This is a genomic window from Sphaerotilus microaerophilus (assembly GCF_023734135.1).
GTDB lineage: Bacteria > Pseudomonadota > Gammaproteobacteria > Burkholderiales > Burkholderiaceae_C > Sphaerotilus > Sphaerotilus microaerophilus.
On record NZ_AP025730.1, the window covers coordinates 1,611,922 to 1,635,188 of the forward strand.

At 67.4% G+C, this 23,267-nt stretch carries 23 protein-coding genes and 1 rRNA gene; 23 read left to right on the forward strand and 1 reads right to left on the reverse strand.

The window, feature by feature from the left end; all coding sequences use genetic code 11:
• Positions 1 to 392 precede the first annotated feature (392 nt).
• The 6 genes from NGK70_RS07110 to NGK70_RS07135 all read left to right on the forward strand — a co-directional run bounded on the left by NGK70_RS07110 (position 393) and on the right by NGK70_RS07135 (position 5,828).
• Entirely contained in the window at positions 393 to 1,247 is an 855-nt protein-coding gene (locus tag NGK70_RS07110) for a flagellin N-terminal helical domain-containing protein (protein ID WP_251972568.1), read from the forward strand.
• Between the two features lie 392 nt (positions 1,248 to 1,639).
• A complete protein-coding gene (locus tag NGK70_RS07115; protein WP_251972569.1) occupies positions 1,640 to 2,506 on the forward strand; it encodes a flagellin N-terminal helical domain-containing protein in 867 nt (288 codons plus the stop codon).
• 147 nt (positions 2,507 to 2,653) lie between these two features.
• The gene (gene fliD, locus NGK70_RS07120) at positions 2,654 to 4,096 is read left to right on the forward strand and encodes a flagellar filament capping protein FliD (protein ID WP_251972570.1); all 1,443 of its coding nucleotides are present in this window, start codon (positions 2,654 to 2,656) and stop codon (positions 4,094 to 4,096) included.
• A gap of 142 nt (positions 4,097 to 4,238) precedes the next feature.
• Entirely contained in the window at positions 4,239 to 4,664 is a 426-nt protein-coding gene (gene fliS, locus NGK70_RS07125) for a flagellar export chaperone FliS (protein ID WP_251972571.1), read from the forward strand.
• A 62-nt stretch (positions 4,665 to 4,726) separates the two neighbouring features.
• Positions 4,727 to 5,029 (forward strand): flagellar protein FliT, encoded by a 303-nt coding sequence (locus NGK70_RS07130; protein ID WP_251973709.1) that lies wholly within the window; start codon positions 4,727 to 4,729, stop codon positions 5,027 to 5,029.
• A 19-nt stretch (positions 5,030 to 5,048) separates the two neighbouring features.
• Positions 5,049 to 5,828, forward strand: coding sequence for a flagellar brake protein (locus tag NGK70_RS07135; protein ID WP_251972572.1), 780 nt, complete (start codon positions 5,049 to 5,051; stop codon positions 5,826 to 5,828).
• A gap of 61 nt (positions 5,829 to 5,889) precedes the next feature.
• On the opposite strand, the gene fliE is transcribed toward NGK70_RS07135, so the two are convergent.
• Positions 5,890 to 6,258 (reverse strand): flagellar hook-basal body complex protein FliE, encoded by a 369-nt coding sequence (fliE, locus tag NGK70_RS07140; RefSeq protein WP_251973710.1) that lies wholly within the window; start codon positions 6,256 to 6,258, stop codon positions 5,890 to 5,892.
• Positions 6,259 to 6,446: 188 nt separating this feature from the next.
• Here fliE and fliF point away from each other — a divergent pair, with 188 nt between their 5' ends.
• The 17 genes from fliF (at position 6,447) to NGK70_RS07225 (ending at position 23,194) form a co-directional block, all read left to right on the forward strand.
• A complete protein-coding gene (gene fliF / locus NGK70_RS07145; RefSeq protein WP_251972573.1) occupies positions 6,447 to 8,168 on the forward strand; it encodes a flagellar basal-body MS-ring/collar protein FliF in 1,722 nt (573 codons plus the stop codon).
• A gap of 34 nt (positions 8,169 to 8,202) precedes the next feature.
• Positions 8,203 to 9,198, forward strand: coding sequence for a flagellar motor switch protein FliG (gene fliG / locus NGK70_RS07150; protein WP_251972574.1), 996 nt, complete (start codon positions 8,203 to 8,205; stop codon positions 9,196 to 9,198).
• Positions 9,182 to 9,988 carry a FliH/SctL family protein gene (locus tag NGK70_RS07155; protein WP_251972575.1) on the forward strand — a complete coding sequence of 269 codons (807 nt, stop codon included), beginning with the start codon at positions 9,182 to 9,184 and terminating at the stop codon, positions 9,986 to 9,988. The genes fliG and NGK70_RS07155 overlap by 17 nt, the downstream gene beginning before the upstream one ends.
• Entirely contained in the window at positions 9,985 to 11,469 is a 1,485-nt protein-coding gene (fliI, locus tag NGK70_RS07160; protein ID WP_251972576.1) for a flagellar protein export ATPase FliI, read from the forward strand. The genes NGK70_RS07155 and fliI overlap by 4 nt, the downstream gene beginning before the upstream one ends.
• 64 nt (positions 11,470 to 11,533) lie before the next feature.
• Positions 11,534 to 12,034, forward strand: coding sequence for a flagellar export protein FliJ (fliJ, locus tag NGK70_RS07165; protein WP_251972577.1), 501 nt, complete (start codon positions 11,534 to 11,536; stop codon positions 12,032 to 12,034).
• A gap of 54 nt (positions 12,035 to 12,088) precedes the next feature.
• Positions 12,089 to 13,627 (forward strand): flagellar hook-length control protein FliK, encoded by a 1,539-nt coding sequence (locus NGK70_RS07170; RefSeq protein ID WP_251972578.1) that lies wholly within the window; start codon positions 12,089 to 12,091, stop codon positions 13,625 to 13,627.
• Between the two features lie 196 nt (positions 13,628 to 13,823).
• Positions 13,824 to 14,435, forward strand: a complete 612-nt coding sequence (locus NGK70_RS07175; protein ID WP_251972579.1) for a flagellar basal body-associated FliL family protein — start codon at positions 13,824 to 13,826, stop codon at positions 14,433 to 14,435.
• Positions 14,436 to 14,572: 137 nt separating this feature from the next.
• A complete protein-coding gene (gene fliM / locus NGK70_RS07180; protein ID WP_251972580.1) occupies positions 14,573 to 15,580 on the forward strand; it encodes a flagellar motor switch protein FliM in 1,008 nt (335 codons plus the stop codon).
• Positions 15,570 to 16,055 carry a flagellar motor switch protein FliN gene (gene fliN / locus NGK70_RS07185; protein WP_251972581.1) on the forward strand — a complete coding sequence of 162 codons (486 nt, stop codon included), beginning with the start codon at positions 15,570 to 15,572 and terminating at the stop codon, positions 16,053 to 16,055. The genes fliM and fliN overlap by 11 nt, the downstream gene beginning before the upstream one ends.
• Positions 16,056 to 16,076: 21 nt before the next feature.
• Entirely contained in the window at positions 16,077 to 16,577 is a 501-nt protein-coding gene (locus NGK70_RS07190) for a FliO/MopB family protein (RefSeq protein ID WP_251972582.1), read from the forward strand.
• A complete protein-coding gene (gene fliP, locus NGK70_RS07195; protein ID WP_251972583.1) occupies positions 16,567 to 17,394 on the forward strand; it encodes a flagellar type III secretion system pore protein FliP in 828 nt (275 codons plus the stop codon). Before NGK70_RS07190 ends, fliP begins: the two co-directional genes overlap by 11 nt.
• A 41-nt stretch (positions 17,395 to 17,435) precedes the next feature.
• Positions 17,436 to 17,705: a flagellar biosynthesis protein FliQ gene (gene fliQ / locus NGK70_RS07200; RefSeq protein WP_251972584.1), complete on the forward strand. Its 270-nt coding sequence runs from the start codon at positions 17,436 to 17,438 to the stop codon at positions 17,703 to 17,705.
• 25 nt (positions 17,706 to 17,730) lie between these two features.
• Complete coding sequence (fliR, locus tag NGK70_RS07205; RefSeq protein ID WP_251972585.1) at positions 17,731 to 18,492, forward strand: flagellar biosynthetic protein FliR; 762 nt, start codon at positions 17,731 to 17,733, stop codon at positions 18,490 to 18,492.
• A 101-nt stretch (positions 18,493 to 18,593) separates the two neighbouring features.
• The gene (locus NGK70_RS07210; RefSeq protein ID WP_251972586.1) at positions 18,594 to 19,055 is read left to right on the forward strand and encodes a PTS sugar transporter subunit IIA; all 462 of its coding nucleotides are present in this window, start codon (positions 18,594 to 18,596) and stop codon (positions 19,053 to 19,055) included.
• A complete protein-coding gene (locus tag NGK70_RS07215; protein ID WP_251972587.1) occupies positions 19,024 to 19,293 on the forward strand; it encodes an HPr family phosphocarrier protein in 270 nt (89 codons plus the stop codon). The genes NGK70_RS07210 and NGK70_RS07215 overlap by 32 nt, the downstream gene beginning before the upstream one ends.
• 61 nt (positions 19,294 to 19,354) lie before the next feature.
• Positions 19,355 to 21,142, forward strand: coding sequence for a phosphoenolpyruvate--protein phosphotransferase (gene ptsP / locus NGK70_RS07220; protein WP_251972588.1), 1,788 nt, complete (start codon positions 19,355 to 19,357; stop codon positions 21,140 to 21,142).
• Between the two features lie 525 nt (positions 21,143 to 21,667).
• Positions 21,668 to 23,194, forward strand: a 16S ribosomal RNA gene (locus NGK70_RS07225).
• The last annotated feature ends 73 nt before the right edge of the window (positions 23,195 to 23,267 follow it).

The window sequence follows — 23,267 nt, forward strand, 5'->3', positions numbered from 1 at the left end:
AGGGCCATGCAGAGCAAGGCCCACTATAGGAATGGCGGGCCCCGGGACTTGGGTGGAGTAACGCGCCCTTGGCCCCGCATTTCCTCCTGTCGGCCTCAACTTGGCCGGGGCCCCGCCGATACACCTTTCGCGAGCTGTGGCGGATGTGATTCCGGGCGGTGGGTCAAAAAAGAAGTGTCTTTGGCCCTCAAGTCAAGCGAGAACGCAACCGATAACAGCAGCAACGGGTCTTAATTCTCGATCCGTGGTCCGGTTAGCCGGCTGATGGTTCAAGTGGCAGCTGCCACGCGAGGCCTCCAGGCTGACTAGCGCCGGGCAAACCGGTGGGGGATAGCCCTCATCTCTGTTCGACGGCGCTATTTGCCGGTTTCTTTGTCACCCAGGAGATTTCCATGGCCGCCACCATCAACACCAATCTGATTTCTCTCAACGCCCAGCGCAACCAGTCGGTGTCGCAGTCCTCGCTGGCGACGTCGATGCAGCGCCTGTCCTCGGGTCTGCGCGTCAACTCCGCCAAGGACGACGCTGCTGGCCTGGCCATTTCCGAGCGCATGAACGCCCAGGCCAAGGGCATGAACGTCGCGATCCGCAATGCCAACGACGGCATCTCGATGGCGCAGACCGCCGAAGGCGCGCTGTCCAAGACCGGCGACATCCTGCAGCGCATGCGTGAACTGGCCGTGCAGGCTGCCAACGGCAGCAACAACGGCGCCGACAAGGATTCGCTGAACAAGGAATTCGAGGAACTGGGCAAGGAAATCACCCGGACGATCTCGTCGACCAGCTTCAACGACCAGAAGATCCTGGCCGGTGGCGTTGGCACCGCCGGTACGGTGACCTTCCAGGTGGGGGCGAACACGGAGACGGATGTCGACACCATCGACGTGACCTTCACCGACATGTCCACCGATGCCTCCCTGACCGCGGTGACGACGGGTGCCACCAACAAGATCGACAGCACCGTCACCGATGTCGGTGCCGTCATCGACGCCCTCGACGAGGCCCTTGACAAGGTCAACTCCGAGCGCGCCGTGCTGGGTGCGACGCAGAGCCGCTTTGACGCCGTGATCTCCAACCTGCAGGTGTCGTCGGAGAACCAGTCGGCCGCGCGTGGACGCATCGTGGATGCCGACTTCGCGGCGGAAACCGCCAACCTTTCGCGCTCGCAGGTGCTGCAGCAGGCCGGCAACGCGATGATCGCGCAGGCCAACCAGTTGCCGCAGCAGGTGCTGTCGCTGCTGCGCTGACCCTGGTTCGGACTTGCCGCCGGCTGGCCGATGCCCGCCGACGGTGTGCGACTTGATCGTGGCCGGGACCACCCATTCGGGTGGTTTCGGCCTTTCCGGCGTTGCCGTGCGCGTGCCGGATCTCACGCCAGGCGTTGGCCGCGGAGGCGAAACAGCGGCCCAACTCCGGCGCACATCGGCGGATCGAGCTCGCGGGGGCTGCCGACAATTCAGTCACAGGCCCCGACACGGGCTCTGTGGTCCGGAGATGTACCGGTGTGTTCGTGCCGACGCCCAGGCAGGCGGCGCATCCACCCTCGCCGGGCCATGTGGTGGGCTCCGATGCGTCGGGGTGCACTCACAAGGCCGGCTGATCCGCCGGGATTCGATGGCATGTTTGAGGAGTGCATGAAATGCCCCAGACGATCAACACGAACCTGATGTCGCTCAACGCCCAGCGCAACCAGTCGGTTTCGCAGTCCTCGTTGGCGACGTCGATGCAGCGCCTGTCCTCTGGCTTGCGCGTGAACTCCGCCAAGGACGATGCGGCCGGCCTGGCGATCGCCGAGCGCATGAATGCGCAGACGCGCGGCATGAACACCGCGATACGCAATGCCAATGACGGCATCTCGATGTCCCAGGTGGCCGAGGGCGCGCTGAGCAAGTTGGGCGACACCCTGCAGCGCATGCGTGAACTGGCGGTGCAGGCGAGCAACGGCAGCAACAACGGCGCCGACAAGGATTCGCTCGACCAGGAGTTCGGTGAACTGGCCAAGGAGCTGACCCGCACCATCCAGGCCACCAGCTTCAACGACCAGAAGATCCTCGCGGGCGCCATCGGCACGGCCGGCGTGGTGACCTTCCAGGTCGGTGCGAACACCGAGACCGGGGTCGATACGATCGACATCGCCTTCCCGGATATGTCGGCCGACCCGTCCATGGCGCTGGTGGTCGACGGCGGTACCAATGCGACCATCGACAGCACGACGGCCATCACCGACAACGCGGCGACCATCGATGCGATCGATGGGGCCCTGGAAGCGGTCAACTCGCAGCGCGCTATCCTGGGTGCCACGCAGAGCCGCTTCGATGCCGTGATCTCCAACCTGCAGGTGGCCTCCGAGAACCAGTCGGCCGCCCGCAGCCGGATCATGGATGCCGACTACGCCGCGGAGACGGCCAGCCTCTCGCGCGCCCAGGTGCTGCAACAGGCCGGCAACGCGATGATTGCGCAGGCCAACCAGCTGCCGCAGCAGGTCCTGTCGCTGCTCAAGGGCTGATCCGCGGGCCGGCTTGAGCGGGCCCAAGGCTGGCCCTCAAGTTGGTGTGGCTGGCGTCGATACCCTGAACGTCCGGCGCCAAAAGCGGCCGGGCGTTTTGCCGTCCAGGCATATCGCAGGCGCACATCGCGCAGAAAGGTCCGTTCCATGACCACGATCAGTTCTGCCGGGTTGGGCAGCGGCCTTGATGTCGAAGGCATCGTCACGTCGTTGATGAACGTCGAGCGCCAGCCGCTCACGCAGATGAAGACCGAGGCGAGCAAGATCGACACCAAGATCTCCGCCTACGGAAAGATCCAGAGCTACGTCTCCGCCCTGCGCGACGCAGCTTCCGCTCTCACCAAGTCCACCACCTGGGGCGACACCACTGCCGCCTCGTCGGATGCGGCAGTGGTGTCGGCCACGGGCAGCAGCAGTGCCGCAGCGGGCTCCTACAGCGTGTCGGTGCAGCAGCTGGCTGCCGGCCAGTCGCTGGCCAGCTCGGCCTTTGTCGACAGCTCGGCCACCGTCGGCGCGGGCAGCCTCAGCATCGAGCTGGGTGGCTGGAGTGCCGACCAGAGCAGCTTCACGCCCAAGGTGGGCTCCTCCGCAGTGAGCGTGAGCATCAGTGCCACCGACACCCTGGCGCAGGTGCGCGACAAGATCAACAACGCGGGCGCGGGCGTCACCGCCAGCATCGTCACCGACAGCAGCGGGGCGCGCCTGGTGATGCGCTCGGGTGCCACGGGCGAGGCGAACGCCTTCCGCGTCATCGTGGCCGACACCGACGGCAACTCCGCCGACACGACCGGCCTGTCGGGCCTGGGGTATGACCCCTCGGCGGCCATCGCGTCCATGTCCCGCACGCAGACGGCGGTCGACGCCCGGGCCACCATCGACGGACTGGCCATCACCTCGGCGAGCAATACGCTGGCCGATGTGGTGCCGGGTGTCACCCTCAAGCTGGCCAAGGTCAGTGCGGACCCGGTGGAAGTGAGCATCAGCTCCAACACCGAGACCATCAAGAAGGCGGTGACCGACTTTGCCACCGCCTACAACGACCTGGCCAAGTACCTCACCACCCAGACCAAGTACGACGCGGCCAGCAAGACGGCGGGCACGCTGCAGGGCGACGCCTCGGTGAACGCCCTGCGCGGCGCCTTGCGAAGCCTGGGGGGAGGCACGTCGTCGGCCTCGTCGGTGCTGACGCGCCTGGCCGACGTCGGGCTCGATCCGCAGTCCGACGGCACGCTCAAGGTCGACGCCACCAAGTTGGGGGATACCTTGGGCAGCAAACTGGCCGAAGTCCGGAAGTTATTCGCGACTTCGACCGGTGCGACCGATGCCGACAATGGCCTGGCCCATCGCCTGCGCCGGTGGGGCGATTCCGTGCTGGGGGCCGAAGGGGCACTCACCACGCGCGCCGACAGCCTGCGGCGGCAGAAGGACAGCAATGGCGACAAGCAGGACAGCTTCGAGCAGCGCATGACGCAGGTCGAGAAGCGCATGCGGGCCCAGTACACCTCACTGGACACCCAGATGGCCAAGATGAACGCCCTGCAGAGCTACGTGACGCAGCAGATCGCGGCCATGTCGAGCAGCAGCAGCTGATCGCAGGCGGCCGTTGGGCGGCGTTGGCTGATGTTGCATGCGTGAGCCTCAAGTCCATCTGACCACGGGTCGATAACACATCAGTCACACATCGACGTTCCGATCACCCCGATCGCTCTCAACCTTTCAACCGTACGCGCCCATGTTCACGTCCTCGTTCCAAGCGTCTTCCGGTCGGTCGCAGCAATTTGCCAACCTGTACCGGCAGGTCGGCGTCGAGACCGGTGTGTCGGCGGCGACGCCGCATCGGCTGGTGCAGATGCTGTTCGATGGCCTGGTCGACGAGATCGGGCACGCCCGCGTGGCCTTGGCTCGGGGGCAGATCGAGGCCAAGGGCCGGCACATTGGACGTGCTGCACGCATCGTCGAGGAGGGGCTGCGTGCCGGCCTCAACCTCAAGGCGGGCGGTGAGCTGGCGGCCAACCTGCACAACCTGTACGGCTACGTGGTGATGCGCCTGACGCACGCCAACCTGCGCAACGACCGCCAGGCGCTCGATGAAGTGGATGGCCTGATCGCCCCGCTGCGCGACGCCTGGGCCACCATCGGCGAGCGCCTGCCCTCCTGACCTTCGAGCCCTGCGCGACGACGATGACGCCCACCTCTGCTCTCCCACTCTCCTCCACGCCGATGAACAACGCCCTGTTGCAGTATTACGAGGCCATTGAAACGGCCAGCCACGAGATGTTGGAAGCAGCTCGCATCGGCGACTGGGATCGCGTCGTCAAGCTCGAAGGTGCCTGCGCCGTGCTGATCTCCCAACTCAAGCACGCCGCCGGCGACCACAGCCTGGGCACCGAAGAGGCCCAGCTGAAGTCCCGCATCATGCAGCGCATCCTCCTGAACGATGCCGAGATCCGCCACCTGGCGGAGCCCTGGCTGGAAGACCTGGACCAGATGCTGTCCGGCCAGCCACGCAACATCCTCCACTGAGCCACTGAGGGAGGCGAGCATGTTCACGACGCAGGCTGCAGCGCTGCAAGACCTGGAAGCGCCCGCGCCCCCCGGTGCGGCGCTGGATGCGGGGGCGGACTTCCGCGTGTCTTCGCCGGCCGAGGTGCATGCCCTGCTGCGCCAGTTCGTCGAAGGCGATGTGCCGCTGGCGCTGACCGCGCCCGATGGCACGCACTACAGCACCACGCTGTGGGCCGACGACCAGGCGCGTGGCGTGCTGGTGTTCTCCGCCGATCCGGGTGACCTGCGGGTGCACCGCCTGGTCGAGTCCGACGAGGTGGTTGCGGCAGGCTACCTGGATGCGGTCAAGCTGCAGTTCGACGTGCGTGGCCTGGTGCTGGTGCACGGCCGCGACGCCAGCGCGCTCAATGCCGAATATCCGGACGAGCTCTACCGCTTTCAACGCCGCGGTGCCTTCCGCGTCCGACCGTTGACCCACGCGCAGCCGACGGCGCGCCTGGCTCACCCTGCCGTGCCCGGCATGTTGCTGACGCTGCGGGTGATGGATGTCAGCCAGGGCGGCGCGGCGGTGTTCCTGCCCGACGACGTGCCGGCCCTGCCGCTGCACACGGTGCTGGGTGGCGTGCAACTGGACCTCGATCCGCAGACGCGGCTGTCGGTGGCGTTGCGCGTGGTGCATGTGTCTGCCCCCAGTACACAGGGCCGCGGGACCCGCCTGGGCTGCGAGCTGGTCGGGCTGGGCGGCGATGGTGTGCGCGCACTGCAGCGCTACATCGACCAGACGCAACGGCGTCGGCGTACGCTGATGGCGCTGTGAATGCCGTGAAGATGCTTCGGGTGTGACCCACGAGCGGCCTGCGGGCCGCTTTGTCGTTGGTTCACACCTGCATGTTCATGATGTCGCTGTAGGCCTGAACCAACCGGTTGCGTACCTGCAGGGCTGCCTGGAAGCCGATCTGCGAGCGCTGCATGGCGATCATGGTCTGTTCGATGCTGACCGCCGGGTTGTCCAGCGCGACCTCGCGCTGCAGGGCCTGGGCGGTGTTCTGCGTCTGGCTGACGTTGCGCAGTGCCTGGGAGAAGGCCACCGAGAAGTCCTCGCCCTTGCCCACACCCTGGGTGGCCGGCGAGCGTGCCGGGGTCAGGCCGGCCGCCTGGGCGCTGTCGCGCACCCGCTGGGCCACCTGCGGCATCCCGGCCCGGGCGGCAGCCTGGGCAAAGTCGAAGGGTTTGAGCTTGACGTCCATCATGGCCTCTGCGGCGCGGCGGCATGGCGCCACGCAACGCATCCTAGTGAAGCGGCTCGACCTCGAAGGGGAAAACTGAAGGCGCTTCAGTGACCTGTTCGCGCCATGGCGCTGGGGGGCGGTCCGAATAATCCGGGACAAGGATCACGCCAACTGCCGGCTCCTGCCCGGCTCCGCTGTAACAGGTCATGGACAACGCCACGCTGCAACCGCTCACTGCCAACACGGCCGCCGCCGATGCGCCGCCGCCTGGCTTCGCGGCGCGCCTAATGGCCTTGCCGATGTCGCGCAAGCTGCTGCTGGGCGGCGGCTTGCTGGCGCTGGTGGCGGTGCTGGCCGCCGCCGTGATGATGAATACGAAGGCCGACTACAAGGTGCTGTTCGCCAACCTGTCGGACAAGGATGGCGGCGCCATCGTTGCCCAGCTCACGCAGATGAATGTGCCCTACAAGTACACCGAGGGCGGGGGCGCCGTGCTGGTGCCGGCCGACAAGGTGCACGACGTGCGGCTCAAGCTGGCCCAGGCTGGCCTGCCCAAGGGCTCGACGGTGGGCTTCGAGCTGATGGACAACGCCCGCTTCGGCACCACCCAGTTCCAGGAGCGGCTGAACTTCCAGCGCGGGCTGGAGGGCGAGCTGGTGCGCTCGATCACCGCGCTGGCCGCCGTCGAGGCTGCCCGGGTGCACCTGGCCCTGCCGAACCAGAACGGCTTCTTCCGCGACCAGCAAAAGCCCAGCGCCTCGGTGCTGCTGACCCTGCGGGCCGGGCGCACGCTGGACCGCGCGCAGATTGCCGGCATCGTCCACCTGGTGTCGGCCAGCGTGCCGGAGCTCAATCCCAAGGCCGTCAGCGTGCTGGACCAGTCGGGTGCGCTGCTGTCGGGCCCGCCCGAGGGCATGGCCGGGCTGAATGGCCCGAACGGCATGGACGCCCAGCAACTGCAGTACGTCAACCACATCGAGTCGCTCTACACCAAGCGCATCCTGGACATCCTGGAGCCGGTGCTGGGGCGTGACAACCTGCGCGCGCAGGTCAGCGCCGAGGTCGACTTCTCGCAGACCGAGTCCACCGCCGAGGAGTTCAAGCCCAACCAGGGTGGCGAGCCGGCGGCGGTGCGCAGTTCGCAGTCATCGGAGTCCGGCGCGCCCGGGCAGGCCCTGCCCAGCGGCGTGCCTGGCGCGATGACCAACCAGCCGCCCACGCCCGCGAGCGCGCCGATCAATGGCAACGCGCAGGCGATGCAGCCGGCCCAGGCGGGCGGCACGAACGGCACCCTGCGCCGCGATGCGGTGACCAATTATGAGGTGGACAAGACGGTGCGCGTCACCCGCGGGGCCACCGGCGCGATCAAGCGCCTGAGCGCGGCGGTGGTGGTCAACCACCGCACGTCGACGGACAAGAAGGGCAACCCGCAGACCGTGCCGCTGCCGCAGGAAGAGATCGACAAGCTCACCGCGCTGGTGCAGGAAACGGTGGGCTTCAGCAAGGACCGGGGCGATTCGGTGCGCGTCATCAACGCGCCCTTCAAGCCCGAGAAGCCGGCGGAGGACAGCATGCCCTTCTGGAGGCAGTCCGACACGCAGGAAACGCTGCGCCAGCTGGCCTGGCCGCTCGGCCTGGCGCTGGTCGCGCTGATCGTGGTGTTTGGCGCGATCCGCCCGGTGCTCAAGCAGGCGGCACCGAAGGAGCCGGCCAAGCTGGTCGACGCCATGGTGGACGACGCGCAGGAACTGCCCGCGCTGACCGATGGCAGCACGGCCGACGGTGTCAACGGCGGGGCCCCCGCCCTGGCCGGCCCCGCCGTCGACCCGCTGCAAAAGCGCATCGACGAGGCCAAGCGCCTGGCCAAGGAAAACCCCGCCGCCGTGGCCAACATCGTGCGCGGTTGGGTGAACCGCGAGGCCGCCTGAGTGCCCACCGACGCTTCGAGACAGGACGATCGACATGGATGAAGAAGGCCTGGAAGACGCGGCGATCCTGCTGATGTCGCTCGGCGAGGAAGAGGCCGCCGAGGTGTTCAAGCACCTCACGCCCAAGGAGGTGCAGCGCCTGGGCGAGACGATCGCGCGCATGAAGAGCGTGCCGCGCGAGCGCTTCGACACCGTGCTGGATCGCTTCCACGAGCAGGCCGAGGCGCACAGCATGCTCGTCAATGACACCGACGAGTACGTCAAGAACGTGCTGCGCAAGGCGCTGGGCGAAGACAAGGCCAACCTGCTGATCGACCGCATCCTGCAGGGCAGCGACATCACCGGCATCGAGAGCCTGAAGTGGATGGACGCCAGCTCGATCGCCGAGCTGCTGCGCGCCGAGCACCCGCAGATCGTCGCTGCCATCCTGGTGCACCTGGAGTTCGACCAGGTGGCCGACGTGCTCAAGCAGATGCCCGAGCGCATCCGCAACGAGGTGATGGTGCGCATCGCCACGCTGGACGGCATCCAGCCCTCGGCGCTCAAGGACCTCAACGAAGTGCTGTCCAAGGTGCTCGCTGGCGGCGACCGCATGCGCAAGTCCTCGCTGGGCGGGGCCAAGCCGGCCGCGGAGATCATCAACATGATGGGCTCGGCGGTGGAGGCCTCGGTGCTGGACTACATCCGCGAGGCGGACATGGACCTCGCCCAGAAGATCATGGACAACATGTTCACCTTCGACGACGTCATCAAGATCGACGACAAGGGCATCCAGGCGCTGCTCAAGGAAGTGCAGAGCGAGTCGCTCATCATCGCGCTCAAGGGCGCCACGCAGGAGATGCGCGACAAGGTGTTCAAGAACATGTCCAGCCGCGCGGCCGAGACGCTCAAGGAAGACCTCGAATCGCGCGGCCCGGTGCGCGTGTCCGACGTGGAAGGCGAGCAGAAGGAAATGCTGAAGATCGTCCGCCGCCTGGCCGACGAGGGCACGATCGTCCTGGGTGGTGGCGGTGATGACCAATTCCTCTGATCGCCCTGATCGTCCCGGCGAGCGCCGCCCCGCCGGGGTCTACACCCGCTTCATCCCGCGCGAGGAGCTGGCCGGCTTTGCCGCCTGGCAGCCTGGCAACTTCGGCGATGACCCGGCGCGCAAGCCGCGCGCCGCCCCGGCGCCACCCGACCCCGAGCAGCTGCGCCGGCAGGCCGAGGCGGCCGCGCGTGAGCAGGCCCGCCTGGCCGCCGAGGCGGCCGTGCAGGCCGAGGCGGATCGCGTCGCCGCGCTGGAGCAGGCCCGCCAGGGCGGCTACCACGATGGCTATCGGGACGGGCTGAGCGCGCTGGAGGCCTTCAAGCAGGCCTTCACGACGCAGACCAGCGCGCAAGTCACCGCGGTGGTGCAGCGCCTGCAGGAGCAGCTCGACGCCGTCGAGCAGGACCTGGCACAGCGCGTGGCCGGCATCGCACTGGAGATCGCCCGGCAGGTGGTGCGCAGCGAGCTGCACGCCCACCCGGGCGCCATCGTCGCGCTGACGCAAGAGGTGCTCGGCCAGCTGCTCAGCTCGGCGCGCCACGCCACGCTGCATGTGCATCCGGCGGATCACGAGCTCGTTGCGAGCGACTGTGCCGAGGCGCTGGCCGCCCGCGGCGTGCGCCTGGTCGCCGATGCGCAGATCGAGGCGGGGGGCTGCTGGCTGGAGTCGAGCCTCGGCGAGGTCGATGCCCGCCTGGCCACGCGCTGGCGCCGTGCGGCCGCCGCGATCGGCCGCGACGATGAATGGACCGGCCTGCCGCAGGATGCGGCGCAGGGCAGCGCGGCATGAACGACGCTCTCACCGCTTCTGCTACTTCCGACGGCCCCGACACCCTCGTGCCGGCAGGCGGGCGGGCGCCTGCCACCGATGCCGCCGTGGCGGTGCAGCGCTGGTCGCGCTACCTGGAGACGTTGCACGACTTTGCCGCCGCGCCGCTGTCGCTGGCCTCGCATGGCACGCTCACGCGGGTGTCCGGGCTGGTGCTGGAGGCGGCGGGCATCCGCGTGCCGGTGGGCTCACTCTGCGAGGTCGAGGTGCCGCACCAGCCGCCGGTGGCGGCCGAGGTGGTCGGCTTCTCCGGTGACCGGGCCTTCCTGATGCCCACGGGCGAGGTGCACGGCCTGGTCAGCGGCGCGCGCGTTCGGCCGGTGGACACGCCGGTGCAGCAGCCCCGCCTGGGCGGCTCGGCCCACCCCTGGCGCCGCAGCGAGGACCGCTCGCGCCACCTGCCGGTCGGCGCCGGGCTGCTCGGCCGGGTGGTCGATGCCGAGGGCCGGCCGCTCGATCGGCTCGGCCCGTTGCAGGAGGTGCATCCCGAGCCGCTGGTGCGCCGCCCGATCAACGCGATGGAGCGCGAGCCGGTGCGTGCGCCGCTGGACACGGGCGTGCGGGCCATCAACGCGCTGCTCACCGTCGGGCGTGGCCAGCGCCTGGGCCTGTTCGCCGGCACTGGCGTGGGCAAGTCGGTGCTGCTGGGCATGATGGCGCGCTACACCGCGGCAGACGTGATCGTGGTCGGCCTGATCGGCGAGCGCGGCCGCGAGGTCAAGGAATTCATCGAGGACATCCTCGGCGAGGAGGGCCTTCGCCGCTCGGTGGTGGTGGCCGCGCCCGCCGATGCGCCGCCGCTCACCCGCATGCAGGGCGCCACCTACGCCACTGCGATCGCCGAGCACTTCCGCGACGAGGGCCTGGACGTGCTGCTGCTGATGGACTCGCTGACCCGCTACGCGATGGCGCAGCGCGAGATCGCCCTGGCCATCGGCGAGCCGCCGGCCACCAAGGGCTACCCGCCCAGCTGCTTTGCCAAGCTGCCGCAGCTGGTGGAGCGCAGCGGCAACGGCATGGCCGGGCAGGGCTCCATCACCGCCTTCTACACCGTGCTCAGCGAGGGCGACGACCAGCAGGATCCGATCGCCGATGCGGCGCGCGGCATCCTGGACGGCCACATCGTGCTCAGCCGCGAACTGGCCGAGGGCGGTCACTACCCGGCCATCGACATCGAGAAGTCGATCTCGCGGGTGATGGCCAACGTCGCGCCGCGCGAGCACCTGGACGCCGCGCGCAAGCTGCGCCAGATGCTGGCGCGGGTGAACAAGGCACGCGACCTGATCCAGATCGGCGCCTACGCGCCGGGCCACGACGCCGAGCTGGACGCCGCAGTGCGTGCCCAGCCGGCCATGCGCAACCTGCTGCAGCAGGACACCTGGACGCGCGCGAGCCTGTCCGAGAGCGTGGGCCAGCTGCGCCAGGTGGTGCGCCAGCCGTGATGCCGACCCCGATGCCTGCCGCGACACCCGCCACAACGCCCGCCACGATGCCCGGAAAAACGCCATGACCGCAGCCATCCATCCCAGCCTGCGGCCCCTGATGGTGCTGCTCGATCAGGCCGAGCGCGAGCGCGACCAGGCGCTGGCCGGCCAGAACCGGGCCGAGGCGGCCCTGCTGGCGGCGCGCCGCCAGCAGCAGCAGCTGGCCGACTATCGCCAGGAATGCGAGTCGCGCTGGACGGAGCAGTTCCGCCAGGGCGTGGCGATGACGCTGCTGCAGTGCTACCACGACTTCGTCGCGCGCCTGCATGGTGCGGTGGACCAGCAGGCCCAGCAGATCGAGCGCCTGAGCCAGGAGCGTGAGCGCGCCGGCGCCCTCACCCTGGCGGCCGAACTGCGCCTGGCTGCGGTCAGGAAGCTGCTGGAGCGGCGCTCCCAGGCCCTGCTGCGCAGTGCGCATGCGCGCGAGCAGAAACAGATGGATGAAATGGCCGCGCGGGCCGGCTGGCAGCGCCGGCCCGAGCCCGCGGTGGACGGCGAGACCACCCTGCAAGGGGTGCTGTGACGGCCCGCCGCGCGCGCATCGCGCTGACGACAACGGAGTGACGCCCAGATGGCCGTGAGCACATCCACCTCGCTGGTTCAGGAAACCGCCCGTGCCGAGCGCGGCGCCATCGCGGCTGCGGCGGCCAACCGGCGCAACGGCGCACCATCAGGCGGTGCCGAGGGCGGGGCGGAGGATTTCGCCGGCCTGCTGCAGTCCTGTACCCAGCCCGACGCATCGGCATCGGCCGGGCCGGGCGCGGGGGCAAACGGTCCCAATGGGGCCAGGGGCCTGCCGGTCGTCCAGCCGGGCCAGGCGGCTGAGGCCGCGAGGGCGGGCAGCCGCGCCGCGCAGACCCCCACGCCGATCACCGCGCTGGGGGCTGGGCAACCGGTCCAGGGCAGGGCGTCGGCAGAGGGCGCTTCCGATCCAGCCTTGGCGCGCGACGCCGCCAAGGCCCCCCGGCCGCAGGCGGCTCGTCCAGCCGGTGCGGCTCAGACCGCTGAGGCCGGCGGGTCGGCCGATGAGCCGGCTGCGGCCGAGCGTCGTCAGGCCGACCGGGCCACCGAAGATGCCCCGGGCAGCCTGGCGCAGTGGCTGATGCAGATCGGGGTGATTCCCGCCCAGGGGGCCCTGGATGGGGCTGCGGCAACGGGGGCCGACCTTGGCGAGGGCGCGGGTGGGCTCGCGGAGAGCCAGGGTGACGCGCGTGACCGTGCGTTGGGGCGCTCGACGGCCCGCTCGGGCGGGGTGTTCCGCATCCCATCCACCTCGACGCAGGCGTTGCAGGTGGAGGCCGCGGTGCTGGAGCGCACCGCCGGGACGGCAGATCGCCAGCCCTTCACGCTGGATGCTGCGCAGGCTGGCGAACGGCCGGGGTGGCATGGCGCCGATCCAGCGCTGTCCGCAGGGTTGTTGGCCGAGGGTGACCAGGCGAGCGCGGTGGCACGCGATCAGGGCGACCAGGGCGCCCAGGGCGCCGGTACCGCCGGGTTTGCCGCTGGCGCCATCGACCTGTCCGGCGCGCTGGGCGCCGCGGGGCTGTGGGCACCCGGGGCCGATGTGGCGGCGGCCCCCGCCACCGCCGTCGAGGTCACCGTCCAGACGCACTTCGACGACCCCGGCATGGCCGAGGAGGTGCTGCTGCACGTCGGGCAACTGGCGCGTGACGGCATTGGCGAAGCCAGCCTGCACCTGAACCCGGCCGAGATGGGGCCGATCCGGGTGCAGATCACCCTGGACGGCCGGCAGGCGCGCATCGACTTTGCCGCCACCCATGCCGCCACGCGCGAGTTGCTGGAGGCCAGCCTGCCGGCGCTGGCGCAGTCGCTGAGCAGCGACGGCCTGACCCTGGCGGGCAGCAGCGTGTCAGCCCCCCCTGACCCAGCGGCGGTGGCCGATGGGACCGGTTTCGCACCGGGCGGCGACTCGTCGTCGGCCTCTCGGCAGTCCGACGGCCGCCAGGCCGAAGACCGCGCACCGGCGCGCCCGGGCTCCGCGCCGTCGGCCACCCCCATGGCGGCCTCGGCAGGCGAAGTTGGCTTGCCCGGGCGCGCAGCCCCCCGAGCCGACATGCCCCGTGTCGGGCTGCGCGCACTCGACCTGTACGCCTGATCTTTCCGATCTGCGCCCGCGCCGGCGAGGTGCCAAGGCCCGGTCTGCCGGGCGTCTGCGGGCCTTTTCGCGCCTTCGGCTGCGGAGGGCTTCCGAATAATGGGCCTCAGACGCACCCCCTGGGCAGACCCTGCCCGGGCGGTGCCATCCGCAGCCCGGTGACGGGCCGCGGGCCGCTCACCCGCAGGAGTTCCCGATGTCCGCAGCTGCCGCAGCCCCGGCTGGCGATGCACCCGCCAAGAAGGGGTCGAAGAAACTGATCATCATCCTCGTTGCCGTGCTGCTGCTGGTGCTGATCGGCGGTGGGGCGGCCTTCTTCCTGATGAAGAAGAAGGCGGCCGAGGACGGTGGCGAGGAGGGCGACGCCGACGCCGGCCACGGCAAGGCGGCTGCGGCCCATGCCCCGGCGGCCAAGAAGCCCGAGCGCAAGCCAGGTCACCCGCCGACCTACGTGGCGCTGGACCCCTTCGTCGTCAACCTGGCCGACCGCGAGCAGGAGCGTTATGCCCAGATCGGCATCACGCTGGAGGTGGATGAGCCCAAGTTTGCCGACGAGATGAAGGGCTACATGCCGGCGATCCGCAACGGCATCCTGATGATCCTGTCGCACAAGACGGCGGCCGAACTGCTGGATCGCGAAGGCAAGGAAAAGCTCGCCGAAGAGGTGATGCGCGAAGCCGTGCGCCCGATGGGCATCGAGATCGATGGCGAGGAAGAAGACCCTGCGCCCGGCAAGAAGAAGCGGAAGAAGGTGCCGGTCTACAACCCGGTCCAGCACGTGCACTTCTCCAGCTTCATCATTCAATGATGGCCCCCCCCCGTTGCGGCTCACGCCGCTCCCCCCCGAGGGGGGCGACGCCAGTGGACCAGCAAAGCTGGTTCCACGGCGTCCGCTTGACGAATTCGGGTGTGTTGGTCCCTGCGGCCTGTGGTGGGTGACGTGCAATGAATCAGCAGATCCTGTCCCAGGACGAAGTGGATGCGCTGCTGCAGGGCATCACCGGTGAGAGTCAGAAGCTCGAAGAGGTTGATGCGCCCAAGAGCGGCATCCGCGACTACGACCTGGCGAGCCAGGAACGCATCGTGCGCGGGCGCATGCCCACGCTGGAGATCATCAACGAGCGCTTCTCGCGCAACATCCGCGTCGGGCTGTTCAACTTCATCCGCAAGACGCCCGAGGTGAGCGTGGGCGGCATCAAGGTGCAGAAGTACAGCGCCTTCCTGCGCGAGATCGTCGTGCCGACGAACTTCAACATCGTCTCGGTGCGCCCGCTGCGGGGCTCGGGGCTGATCGTGTGTGACCCGACGCTGGTGTTCGCGGTGATCGATGCCCTGTTTGGCGGCAGTGGCAAGTTCCACACGCGCATCGAGGGGCGGGACTTCTCGCCCACCGAGCAGCGGGTGATCCTGCGCGTGGTCGAGGTGATCACCTCGGAGTACAAGAAGGCGTGGCAGGGCATCTACCCGCTGGAGCTGGACTACCAGCGCTCGGAGATGCAGCCGCAGTTTGCCAACATCGCCGCCCCCGGAGAGGTGGTGGTGACCAGCAGCTTCACGCTGGAGATCGGCGACACCTCCGGGACGATCCACTTCTGCGTGCCCTATGCGACGCTGGAGCCGATCCGCGACGTGCTGTATTCCAGCACCCATGGCGATTCGGCCGAGCCGGACCGCCGCTGGGTCAAGCTGCTGACGCACCAGATCCAGGCTGCGCAGGTGCAGCTGGTGGCCGAGCTGGCCAAGGCGCCGGCCACGGTCGAGCAGTTGCTGGCGCTGAAGGCGGGCGACTTCATCGAGCTGGACCTGAACAAGCTCATCGAGGCCAAGGTGGACGGCGTACCGGTGCTGGAAGCCCACTACGGCACGTCCAACGGCCGCTACGCGCTGAAGGTGGAGCGCTTGCTCACCAACCAGAACATGACCTGGATAGGAGAACAGAACCATGGCGGCTGACAACAACGCGCTGGATGCCGAACAGGACGCGATGGCGGCCGAATGGGCTGCGGCGCTTGAAGAGCAGGCCCACCAGGTAGGTGGGGCAGGCGGGCCCGGCGGTTCGGAAGTGATGCCCACGGGGGCGTTCGACCAGGTGCAAATGGCGCCCGCGGCGTTCGCGAACTTCAGCGGCGGCGGCGGCGGGGTCCAGGCACCCACGGCCGGCAATGACATCAACCTGATCCTCGACATCCCGGTGCAGCTCACCGTGGAGCTGGGACGCACGCGCATCCCGATCAAGAACATCCTGCAGCTGGCGCAGGGCTCGGTGGTGGAACTCGATGCCCTGGCGGGCGAGCCCATGGACGTGCTGGTCAACGGCTACCTGATTGCCCAGGGCGAGGTCGTGGTGGTGAACGACAAGTTCGGCATCCGGCTCACCGACATCGTTACCCCCAGCGAACGCATGCGGCGCCTGTCGCGTGGCGGTTGAGGGCCTGTGCCCATGACTGGCATGAACACAGCGTCCTGGATGCCGCTGCTGTGGTTCGGCGTCGTGCTGGCGCTGATTCCCGCCGCGCTCTGGCTGCTCAAGCGCTCGGGCCTGACGCCCGCCGGGCTGCGCGGTGCTGCGGCCGGGCCGCGCCTGACGGGCAGCCTGGCGCTCGGCCCGCAGCAGCGGGTGGTGACGGTGGAGGTCGGTGAAGGCGACGAGCGGCGCTGGCTGGTGCTGGGCGTGACGGCGCAGCAGATCACGACGCTGCACACGCTGACCGTGCCGCCGGTGCTAACGGCGCTGCCCGCATCGCAGGGGCCTGCACCCGGAGACGCCTCGGCGAGGGCGCCGCAGGGCTTCTCGAAGATGCTGGCCAAGGCGTTGAGCGCGTCGCGCAACGCGGAGCCGCCTCGCAGCAAACCGGTCCGTGCCGCCGCTGCCCCACGGGCTGCCGCCGCGGTGCCGACCGATGCACGCCGGCCGCGCATCGACCCTCCCGGAGCAGACCATGCGACCTGAACTGAAGCTCGCCGTGCCCAGCGACCGTGCAGCCGGCCACCGCTGGGGGCGTGCGCTCTGCGTCCTGTCGGTGTTGTCGGCGCTGCCTGGATGGGCTTTAGCCCAGGCCGCAGCCCAAGCGGCTCAGGCGGCTCAGGCGGCGCCCGCCGCCCTGCCGCTCCTGGTGGGGCAGGGCGCTGGCGGTACGAGCTACTCGGTGCCGGTGCAGACGCTGCTGTTTTTCACCGCCCTGTCCTTCCTGCCCGCGGTGCTGCTGATGATGACGGGCTTCACCCGCATCGTCATCGTGCTGGGCTTGCTGCGCCAGGCGCTGGGCACCCAGGCGGCGCCGCCCAACCAGGTCATCGTCGGCCTGTCGCTGTTCCTCACGCTGTTCGTGATGGGGCCGACCCTGGACAAGGTCTACAACGACGCCTACAAGCCCTTTGCGGCCAACCAGATCGGCTTCGAGGAGGCGGTGGCCCGCGGTGAAGTGCCCATGCGGCAGTTCATGCTCAAGCAGACGCGCCAGTCCGACCTCGCCCTGTTCACCAGGCTCGCCAAGCTCGATCCCGCTGTCAAGTCCGAGCAGGCGCCGCTGCGCGTGCTGGTGCCGGCCTTTGTGACCAGCGAGCTGAAATCGGCCTTCCAGATCGGCTTCCTGATCTTCATTCCCTTCCTGGTGATCGACATGGTCGTGGCCAGCGTGCTGATGAGCCTGGGGATGATGATGCTGTCACCGGTGCTGGTGGCGCTGCCCTTCAAGCTGATGCTGTTCGTGCTGGCCGATGGCTGGAACCTGCTGCTGGGGTCGCTGGCGGCGAGCTTCGCCGTCTGACCGGCCCCGGCCTGCCTCTCTTCTCTGTCTGGAACGCCACCATGGATGCCACCCAGGTTTTCACCCTCGGCCAGGAAGGCCTGACCCTGCTGCTCATGGTGGCCGCACCGATGCTGCTGACCGTGCTGGTGGTCGGGCTGGTGGTCAGCATCTTCCAGGCGGCCACGCAGGTGCACGAGGCCACGCTGTCCTTCGTGCCAAAGATGGTCGCTGCCGTCGCGGTGATGGCCATGGCCGGGCCCTGGATGCTCACGACGCTGGTCGAGTACCTGCAACGGGTGCTGCAGGCCATTCCCACCGTCGTGGCCTGAGCGGTCCCTGTCCGAGCGGCCGGTCGTGCTGACCTTCAACGAGGTGCAGATCCTGCAGTGGCTCACGCCGCTGCTGTGGCCCTTTCTGCGCACCCTGGCGCTGTTCACCTCGGCGCCGGTGCTGTCCTCGCGGGCCGTGCCGATGCGCATCAAGATCGGCCTGGCGCTGCTGATCGCGGTGGCGGCTCAGGCCTCGCTGCCCGAGATGCCGGTGGTCCCCCTGGACAGTGCCACGGGCCTGGCGATGGTCGTGCAGCAGGTGCTGATCGGCCTGACGCTGGGCTTCTCCGCCCGGGTGGTGTTTGCGGCGGTGGAGTTTGCTGGCGAACTGGTCGGCCTTCAGATGGGGTTGAACTTCGCCGGCTTCTTTGATCCCGCCACCGGCAGCCAGGGCACGGCCACCTCGCGCTTCTTCACCGCGATCGGCAGCCTGCTGTTCGTGGTCGTCAACGGGCACCTGCTGCTGAGCGTGGCGGTGCTGCGCAGCTTCGAGGTCTTCCCGGTTGCGGCCGAGCCGCTGGCCTTCATCGCCACGCTGCAGCCGCAGGTCTGGGGCGCGGAGGTGTTCCGCCTCGGGCTGTGGATCGCGCTGCCGATCGTGACGATGCTGCTGTTCGTCAACCTGGTGCTGGGCGTGATCTCCCGGGTGGCGCAGCAGATCCAGATCTTCTCGGTGGGCTTTTCGATCACCGTGTCCGTGGGCCTCATCGGCACCCTGCTGACCCTGCCGATGCTGCAGGCGCCGTTGGTGGCGGCGCTGGAGCGCATGCTCGCGCTGTTTCAGTGACCTGGACCGCCGGGGCGGCCGTGGCGCACAGCGCACGCACAAGGCCCTCCGTCATCCGGCACCGGCTTATGCCGGTGTCTCCAGGCCGATAATGCGCCGCCATGGTCCGCCTCCTGATCCTCGCCCACGCCCCCCTGGCCTCCGCGCTGTTGGCCGTGGCGCAGCATGCCTTTCCAGAGTGCGCGAGCCGCGTACTGGCACTGGACGTCATGCCTGAAATCGGGCCGGAGGCGACTGAAGCGGCCGCCCGCGCGCTGCTGGCCCGCGAGCCGTTGCCCGATGACGACGCCGAGGTGCTCATCCTGACCGACGTGTTCGGAGCGACGCCGGCCAATGTGGCGCAGCGCCTGAGCGATGGCGTGCACGTGCGGGCATTGGCGGGCGTGAATGTCCCGATGCTGTGGCGCGCCATCAATTACTGCAACCTGCCGCTGGACGAGGTGCTCTCCCGTTCGATGGTGGGTGCCGCCCAGGGGGTGTTGGCCGTGGCCTCCACCCGGCCCCAGAACCAGGCCTTTCAAGTCAACGCCCATGATCCGCACCACCATCACCATCAGCAATAAGCTGGGACTGCACGCCCGGGCGTCGGCCAAGTTCACCAAGCTGGCGGCGTCCTTCCCCTGTGATGTCTTCCTGTCACGCAACGCCCGGCGGGTGAACGCCAAGAGCATCATGGGTGTGATGATGCTGGCCGCCGGGCTGGGCAGCGAGATCGAGATCGAAACCAACGGCGATCGGGAGCAGGAGGCGATGGACGCGCTGCGGACCTTGATCAACGACAAGTTCGGCGAAGGCGAGTGAAGCGCAGCGGCCCGGGCTACTCCTGAGCCGGGTCCGCAGGACGGGCTGATAGCATCCAGCCATGAGTCTGCAGGTATTCGGTTTGCCGGTGTCCAGGGGGGTGGCGATCGGCCGCGCGGTGCTGGTGGCGTCCAGTCGGGTCGATGTCGCCCACTATTTCATCAGCCCCTCGGAGATCCATGCCGAACTGCGCCGGCTGCGGCGCGCTCGCGACCTGGTTGATGCCGATCTGGAGGCACTGAAGCGCGATGTTCCGGGGGACGCGCCCACCGAGCTCGTCGCGCTGCTTGACGTGCACCTGATGCTGCTGCGCGACGATGCCCTGGCCGACGCTACGCGCCAGTGGATCGTGGAGCGGCACTACAACGCCGAATGGGCGTTGTCGGCTCAGCTGGAAGTCCTCGGCCGCCAGTTCGACGAGATGGAGGACGAGTACCTGCGCGAGCGCAAGGCCGACATCGAACAGGTCGTCGAGCGCCTGCTGCGCGCCCTGGATGCCCACCAGGGGCGCCGGGCTCCGGCGCTGCCCGTGGAGGCGCGGGACTTTGCGGGCGAGGATCCCCTCGTGCTGGTGGCCAACGACATCTCCCCGGCTGACATGCTTCAGTTCAAGGGCAGCGTCTTCACCGGCTTTGTCACGGACGTGGGCGGGCGCAACTCGCACACCGCCATCGTTGCACGCAGCCTGGACATCCCTGCGGTGGTCGGCGCCCGCGAAGCGAGCCGATTGGTGCAGCAGGATGATTGGGTCATCATCGATGGCGATTCGGGGCTGCTGATCGTCGATCCCTCACCGATCGTGCTGGAGGAGTATCGGTTCCGGCAGCGTCAGGCCAACCTCGAGCGCGAGCGCCTGGCGCGTCTGCGGCACCGCCCCGCGGTCACGCTCGATGGCCAGCGGGTCGAGTTGCTGGCGAACATCGAATTGCCGGGCGATTGTTCGGCGGCCTTGCAAGCCGGGGCTGAAGGAGTGGGCCTGTTCCGCAGCGAGTTCCTGTTCATGAACCGCGAGGACGGCCTGCCGGACGAGGATGAACAGTTCGAGGCCTACCGAGCAGCGGTGCTGGCCATGGATGGCCTGCCGGTGACCATCCGCACCGTGGACATCGGCTCCGACAAACCGCTCGACCGGATGAGCGTCAATGAGTTGCGCCATGAGCACATGCTCAATCCGGCGCTCGGCCTTCGCGCCATTCGTTGGAGCCTGGCCGATCCGGTCATGTTCGAGGTGCAGCTGCGTGCCGTGCTGCGCGCAGCCGCCTTTGGGCCGGTGAAGCTGCTCTTTCCGATGCTGTCCAGCGTGCGCGAGATTCGTGCCACGCTGGCCTCCCTGGCCAGGGTGCGGCAGCAACTGACCGATGAGGAAACCGCCTTCGGCGCCGTCGAGGTGGGGGCGATGATCGAAGTGCCTGCTGCCGCCATGGTGCTGCCGACCTTCCTGCACCACTTCGACTTCGTGTCCCTGGGGACCAACGACCTGATTCAGTACACGCTGGCGATCGATCGCGCGGATGAATCGGTCGCTCATCTCTATGATCCCTGGCATCCTGCCGTGCTCGGCCTGGTAGCGCAGACGATCCGCCTGGCGGTCCAGGCAGGACGCGGGGTCAGTGTCTGCGGGGAGATGGCGGGCGATCCGGACTTCACCGAATGGCTGCTCGCGTTGGGCTTGCGGTCGTTCAGCATGCACCCCGCCCAGTTGCCATCCATCAAGCAGCGCATCCTGCGAGCCGACACCAACCGGCTGCGCGCCCTGCCTGACGCACTGGCTCAGGCAGAAGAACCTCGGCAGGCGTGGCTCCAGTGGTCGTTGGCGCGTGATGCAGCGAGTCTTGCGAGGGCGGCGTGAACTTTTTTCTCGCCTCTGCTTGCCAAGCGATCGAGAGTGTTGTTATAATAGAGGGCTTCGCTGCTCACTGACTTGTTGGTGGTTAGCGAAAGCGTTGGTTGATTGATGCGGCTTGCGGAGTTTGTGGGCGGTGTTGATTACGCCGAAGTGAGTGGGTTCCTTGTGGGCTTGTTTGCTGAGGCGGTTGTTGATGCGAAGCGAAAGCGATGCGGCCGCAATAACCAACCAGTTGACAGGGTTTTGTTTTTAAAGCATAATTTCTGTCTTCGCTGCTGATTGCTGACGCAAACAACAGCAAGCAAGTCGAAAGACGCTTGTTGAATTGTTCGGTGATTGGTGGTTCCGGTTGATGCCGGATTGCTCTTCGGGGCGTGTTCTTTAAAAATCTACAGCCGATAAGCGTGGGCGTTTGAAGGCCTTGTGCCGAACCGAGGTAACTCGGTATTCAAACGCTCACGGAAATGAAGTGTAGCTACGGACTTTGGTCCGTTGTGAGTCTTCGATTCCGTTGAGTAAATCAAGATCGAACTGAAGAGTTTGATCCTGGCTCAGATTGAACGCTGGCGGTATGCCTTACACATGCAAGTCGAACGGTAGGGGGAGCAATCCCCTGAGAGTGGCGAACGGGTGAGTAATACATCGGAACGTGCCCAGTCGTGGGGGATAACGTAGCGAAAGCTACGCTAATACCGCATACGACCTGAGGGTGAAAGCGGGGGACCGAAAGGCCTCGCGCGATTGGAGCGGCCGATGGCAGATTAGGTAGTTGGTGGGGTAAAGGCCCACCAAGCCTGCGATCTGTAGCTGGTCTGAGAGGACGACCAGCCACACTGGGACTGAGACACGGCCCAGACTCCTACGGGAGGCAGCAGTGGGGAATTTTGGACAATGGGCGCAAGCCTGATCCAGCCATACCGCGTGCGGGAAGAAGGCCTTCGGGTTGTAAACCGCTTTTGTCAGGGAAGAAATCTTCTGGGTTAATACCTCGGGAGGATGACGGTACCTGAAGAATAAGCACCGGCTAACTACGTGCCAGCAGCCGCGGTAATACGTAGGGTGCAAGCGTTAATCGGAATTACTGGGCGTAAAGCGTGCGCAGGCGGTTGTGTAAGACAGATGTGAAATCCCCGGGCTCAACCTGGGAACTGCATTTGTGACTGCACAGCTGGAGTACGGTAGAGGGGGATGGAATTCCGCGTGTAGCAGTGAAATGCGTAGATATGCGGAGGAACACCGATGGCGAAGGCAGTCCCCTGGACCTGTACTGACGCTCATGCACGAAAGCGTGGGGAGCAAACAGGATTAGATACCCTGGTAGTCCACGCCCTAAACGATGTCAACTGGTTGTTGGGTGGGTTTCTACTCAGTAACGAAGCTAACGCGTGAAGTTGACCGCCTGGGGAGTACGGCCGCAAGGTTGAAACTCAAAGGAATTGACGGGGACCCGCACAAGCGGTGGATGATGTGGTTTAATTCGATGCAACGCGAAAAACCTTACCTACCCTTGACATGGCAAGAATCCTGGAGAGATCTGGGAGTGCTCGAAAGAGAACTTGCACACAGGTGCTGCATGGCCGTCGTCAGCTCGTGTCGTGAGATGTTGGGTTAAGTCCCGCAACGAGCGCAACCCTTGTCATCAGTTGCTACGTAAGGGCACTCTGATGAGACTGCCGGTGACAAACCGGAGGAAGGTGGGGATGACGTCAGGTCCTCATGGCCCTTATGGGTAGGGCTACACACGTCATACAATGGCCGGTACAGAGGGCTGCCAACCCGCGAGGGGGAGCCAATCCCAGAAAACCGGTCGTAGTCCGGATCGCAGTCTGCAACTCGACTGCGTGAAGTCGGAATCGCTAGTAATCGCGGATCAGCTTGCCGCGGTGAATACGTTCCCGGGTCTTGTACACACCGCCCGTCACACCATGGGAGCGGGTTCTGCCAGAAGTAGTTAGCCTAACCGCAAGGGGGGCGATTACCACGGCAGGGTTCGTGACTGGGGTGAAGTCGTAACAAGGTAGCCGTATCGGAAGGTGCGGCTGGATCACCTCCTTTCTGGAAAATGACCGAGCCGGAATCGTGGTTGAGCAATCAACAATGATTCGAGAGCAAAGTCCAAGGCCTTGGC

Coding starts and splice junctions, on each gene's coding strand:
- NGK70_RS07110 (WP_251972568.1), top strand. CDS start 393: ATGGCCGCCACCATCAACACCAATCTGATTTCTCTCAACGCCCAGCGC.
- NGK70_RS07115 (WP_251972569.1), top strand. CDS start 1,640: ATGCCCCAGACGATCAACACGAACCTGATGTCGCTCAACGCCCAGCGC.
- fliD (WP_251972570.1), top strand. CDS start 2,654: ATGACCACGATCAGTTCTGCCGGGTTGGGCAGCGGCCTTGATGTCGAA.
- fliS (WP_251972571.1), top strand. CDS start 4,239: ATGTTCACGTCCTCGTTCCAAGCGTCTTCCGGTCGGTCGCAGCAATTT.
- NGK70_RS07130 (WP_251973709.1), top strand. CDS start 4,727: ATGAACAACGCCCTGTTGCAGTATTACGAGGCCATTGAAACGGCCAGC.
- NGK70_RS07135 (WP_251972572.1), top strand. CDS start 5,049: ATGTTCACGACGCAGGCTGCAGCGCTGCAAGACCTGGAAGCGCCCGCG.
- fliE (WP_251973710.1), bottom strand. CDS start 6,258: ATGGACGTCAAGCTCAAACCCTTCGACTTTGCCCAGGCTGCCGCCCGG.
- fliF (WP_251972573.1), top strand. CDS start 6,447: ATGGACAACGCCACGCTGCAACCGCTCACTGCCAACACGGCCGCCGCC.
- fliG (WP_251972574.1), top strand. CDS start 8,203: ATGGATGAAGAAGGCCTGGAAGACGCGGCGATCCTGCTGATGTCGCTC.
- NGK70_RS07155 (WP_251972575.1), top strand. CDS start 9,182: ATGACCAATTCCTCTGATCGCCCTGATCGTCCCGGCGAGCGCCGCCCC.
- fliI (WP_251972576.1), top strand. CDS start 9,985: ATGAACGACGCTCTCACCGCTTCTGCTACTTCCGACGGCCCCGACACC.
- fliJ (WP_251972577.1), top strand. CDS start 11,534: ATGACCGCAGCCATCCATCCCAGCCTGCGGCCCCTGATGGTGCTGCTC.
- NGK70_RS07175 (WP_251972579.1), top strand. CDS start 13,824: ATGTCCGCAGCTGCCGCAGCCCCGGCTGGCGATGCACCCGCCAAGAAG.
- fliM (WP_251972580.1), top strand. CDS start 14,573: ATGAATCAGCAGATCCTGTCCCAGGACGAAGTGGATGCGCTGCTGCAG.
- fliN (WP_251972581.1), top strand. CDS start 15,570: ATGGCGGCTGACAACAACGCGCTGGATGCCGAACAGGACGCGATGGCG.
- NGK70_RS07190 (WP_251972582.1), top strand. CDS start 16,077: ATGAACACAGCGTCCTGGATGCCGCTGCTGTGGTTCGGCGTCGTGCTG.
- fliP (WP_251972583.1), top strand. CDS start 16,567: ATGCGACCTGAACTGAAGCTCGCCGTGCCCAGCGACCGTGCAGCCGGC.
- fliQ (WP_251972584.1), top strand. CDS start 17,436: ATGGATGCCACCCAGGTTTTCACCCTCGGCCAGGAAGGCCTGACCCTG.
- NGK70_RS07210 (WP_251972586.1), top strand. CDS start 18,594: ATGGTCCGCCTCCTGATCCTCGCCCACGCCCCCCTGGCCTCCGCGCTG.
- NGK70_RS07215 (WP_251972587.1), top strand. CDS start 19,024: ATGATCCGCACCACCATCACCATCAGCAATAAGCTGGGACTGCACGCC.
- ptsP (WP_251972588.1), top strand. CDS start 19,355: ATGAGTCTGCAGGTATTCGGTTTGCCGGTGTCCAGGGGGGTGGCGATC.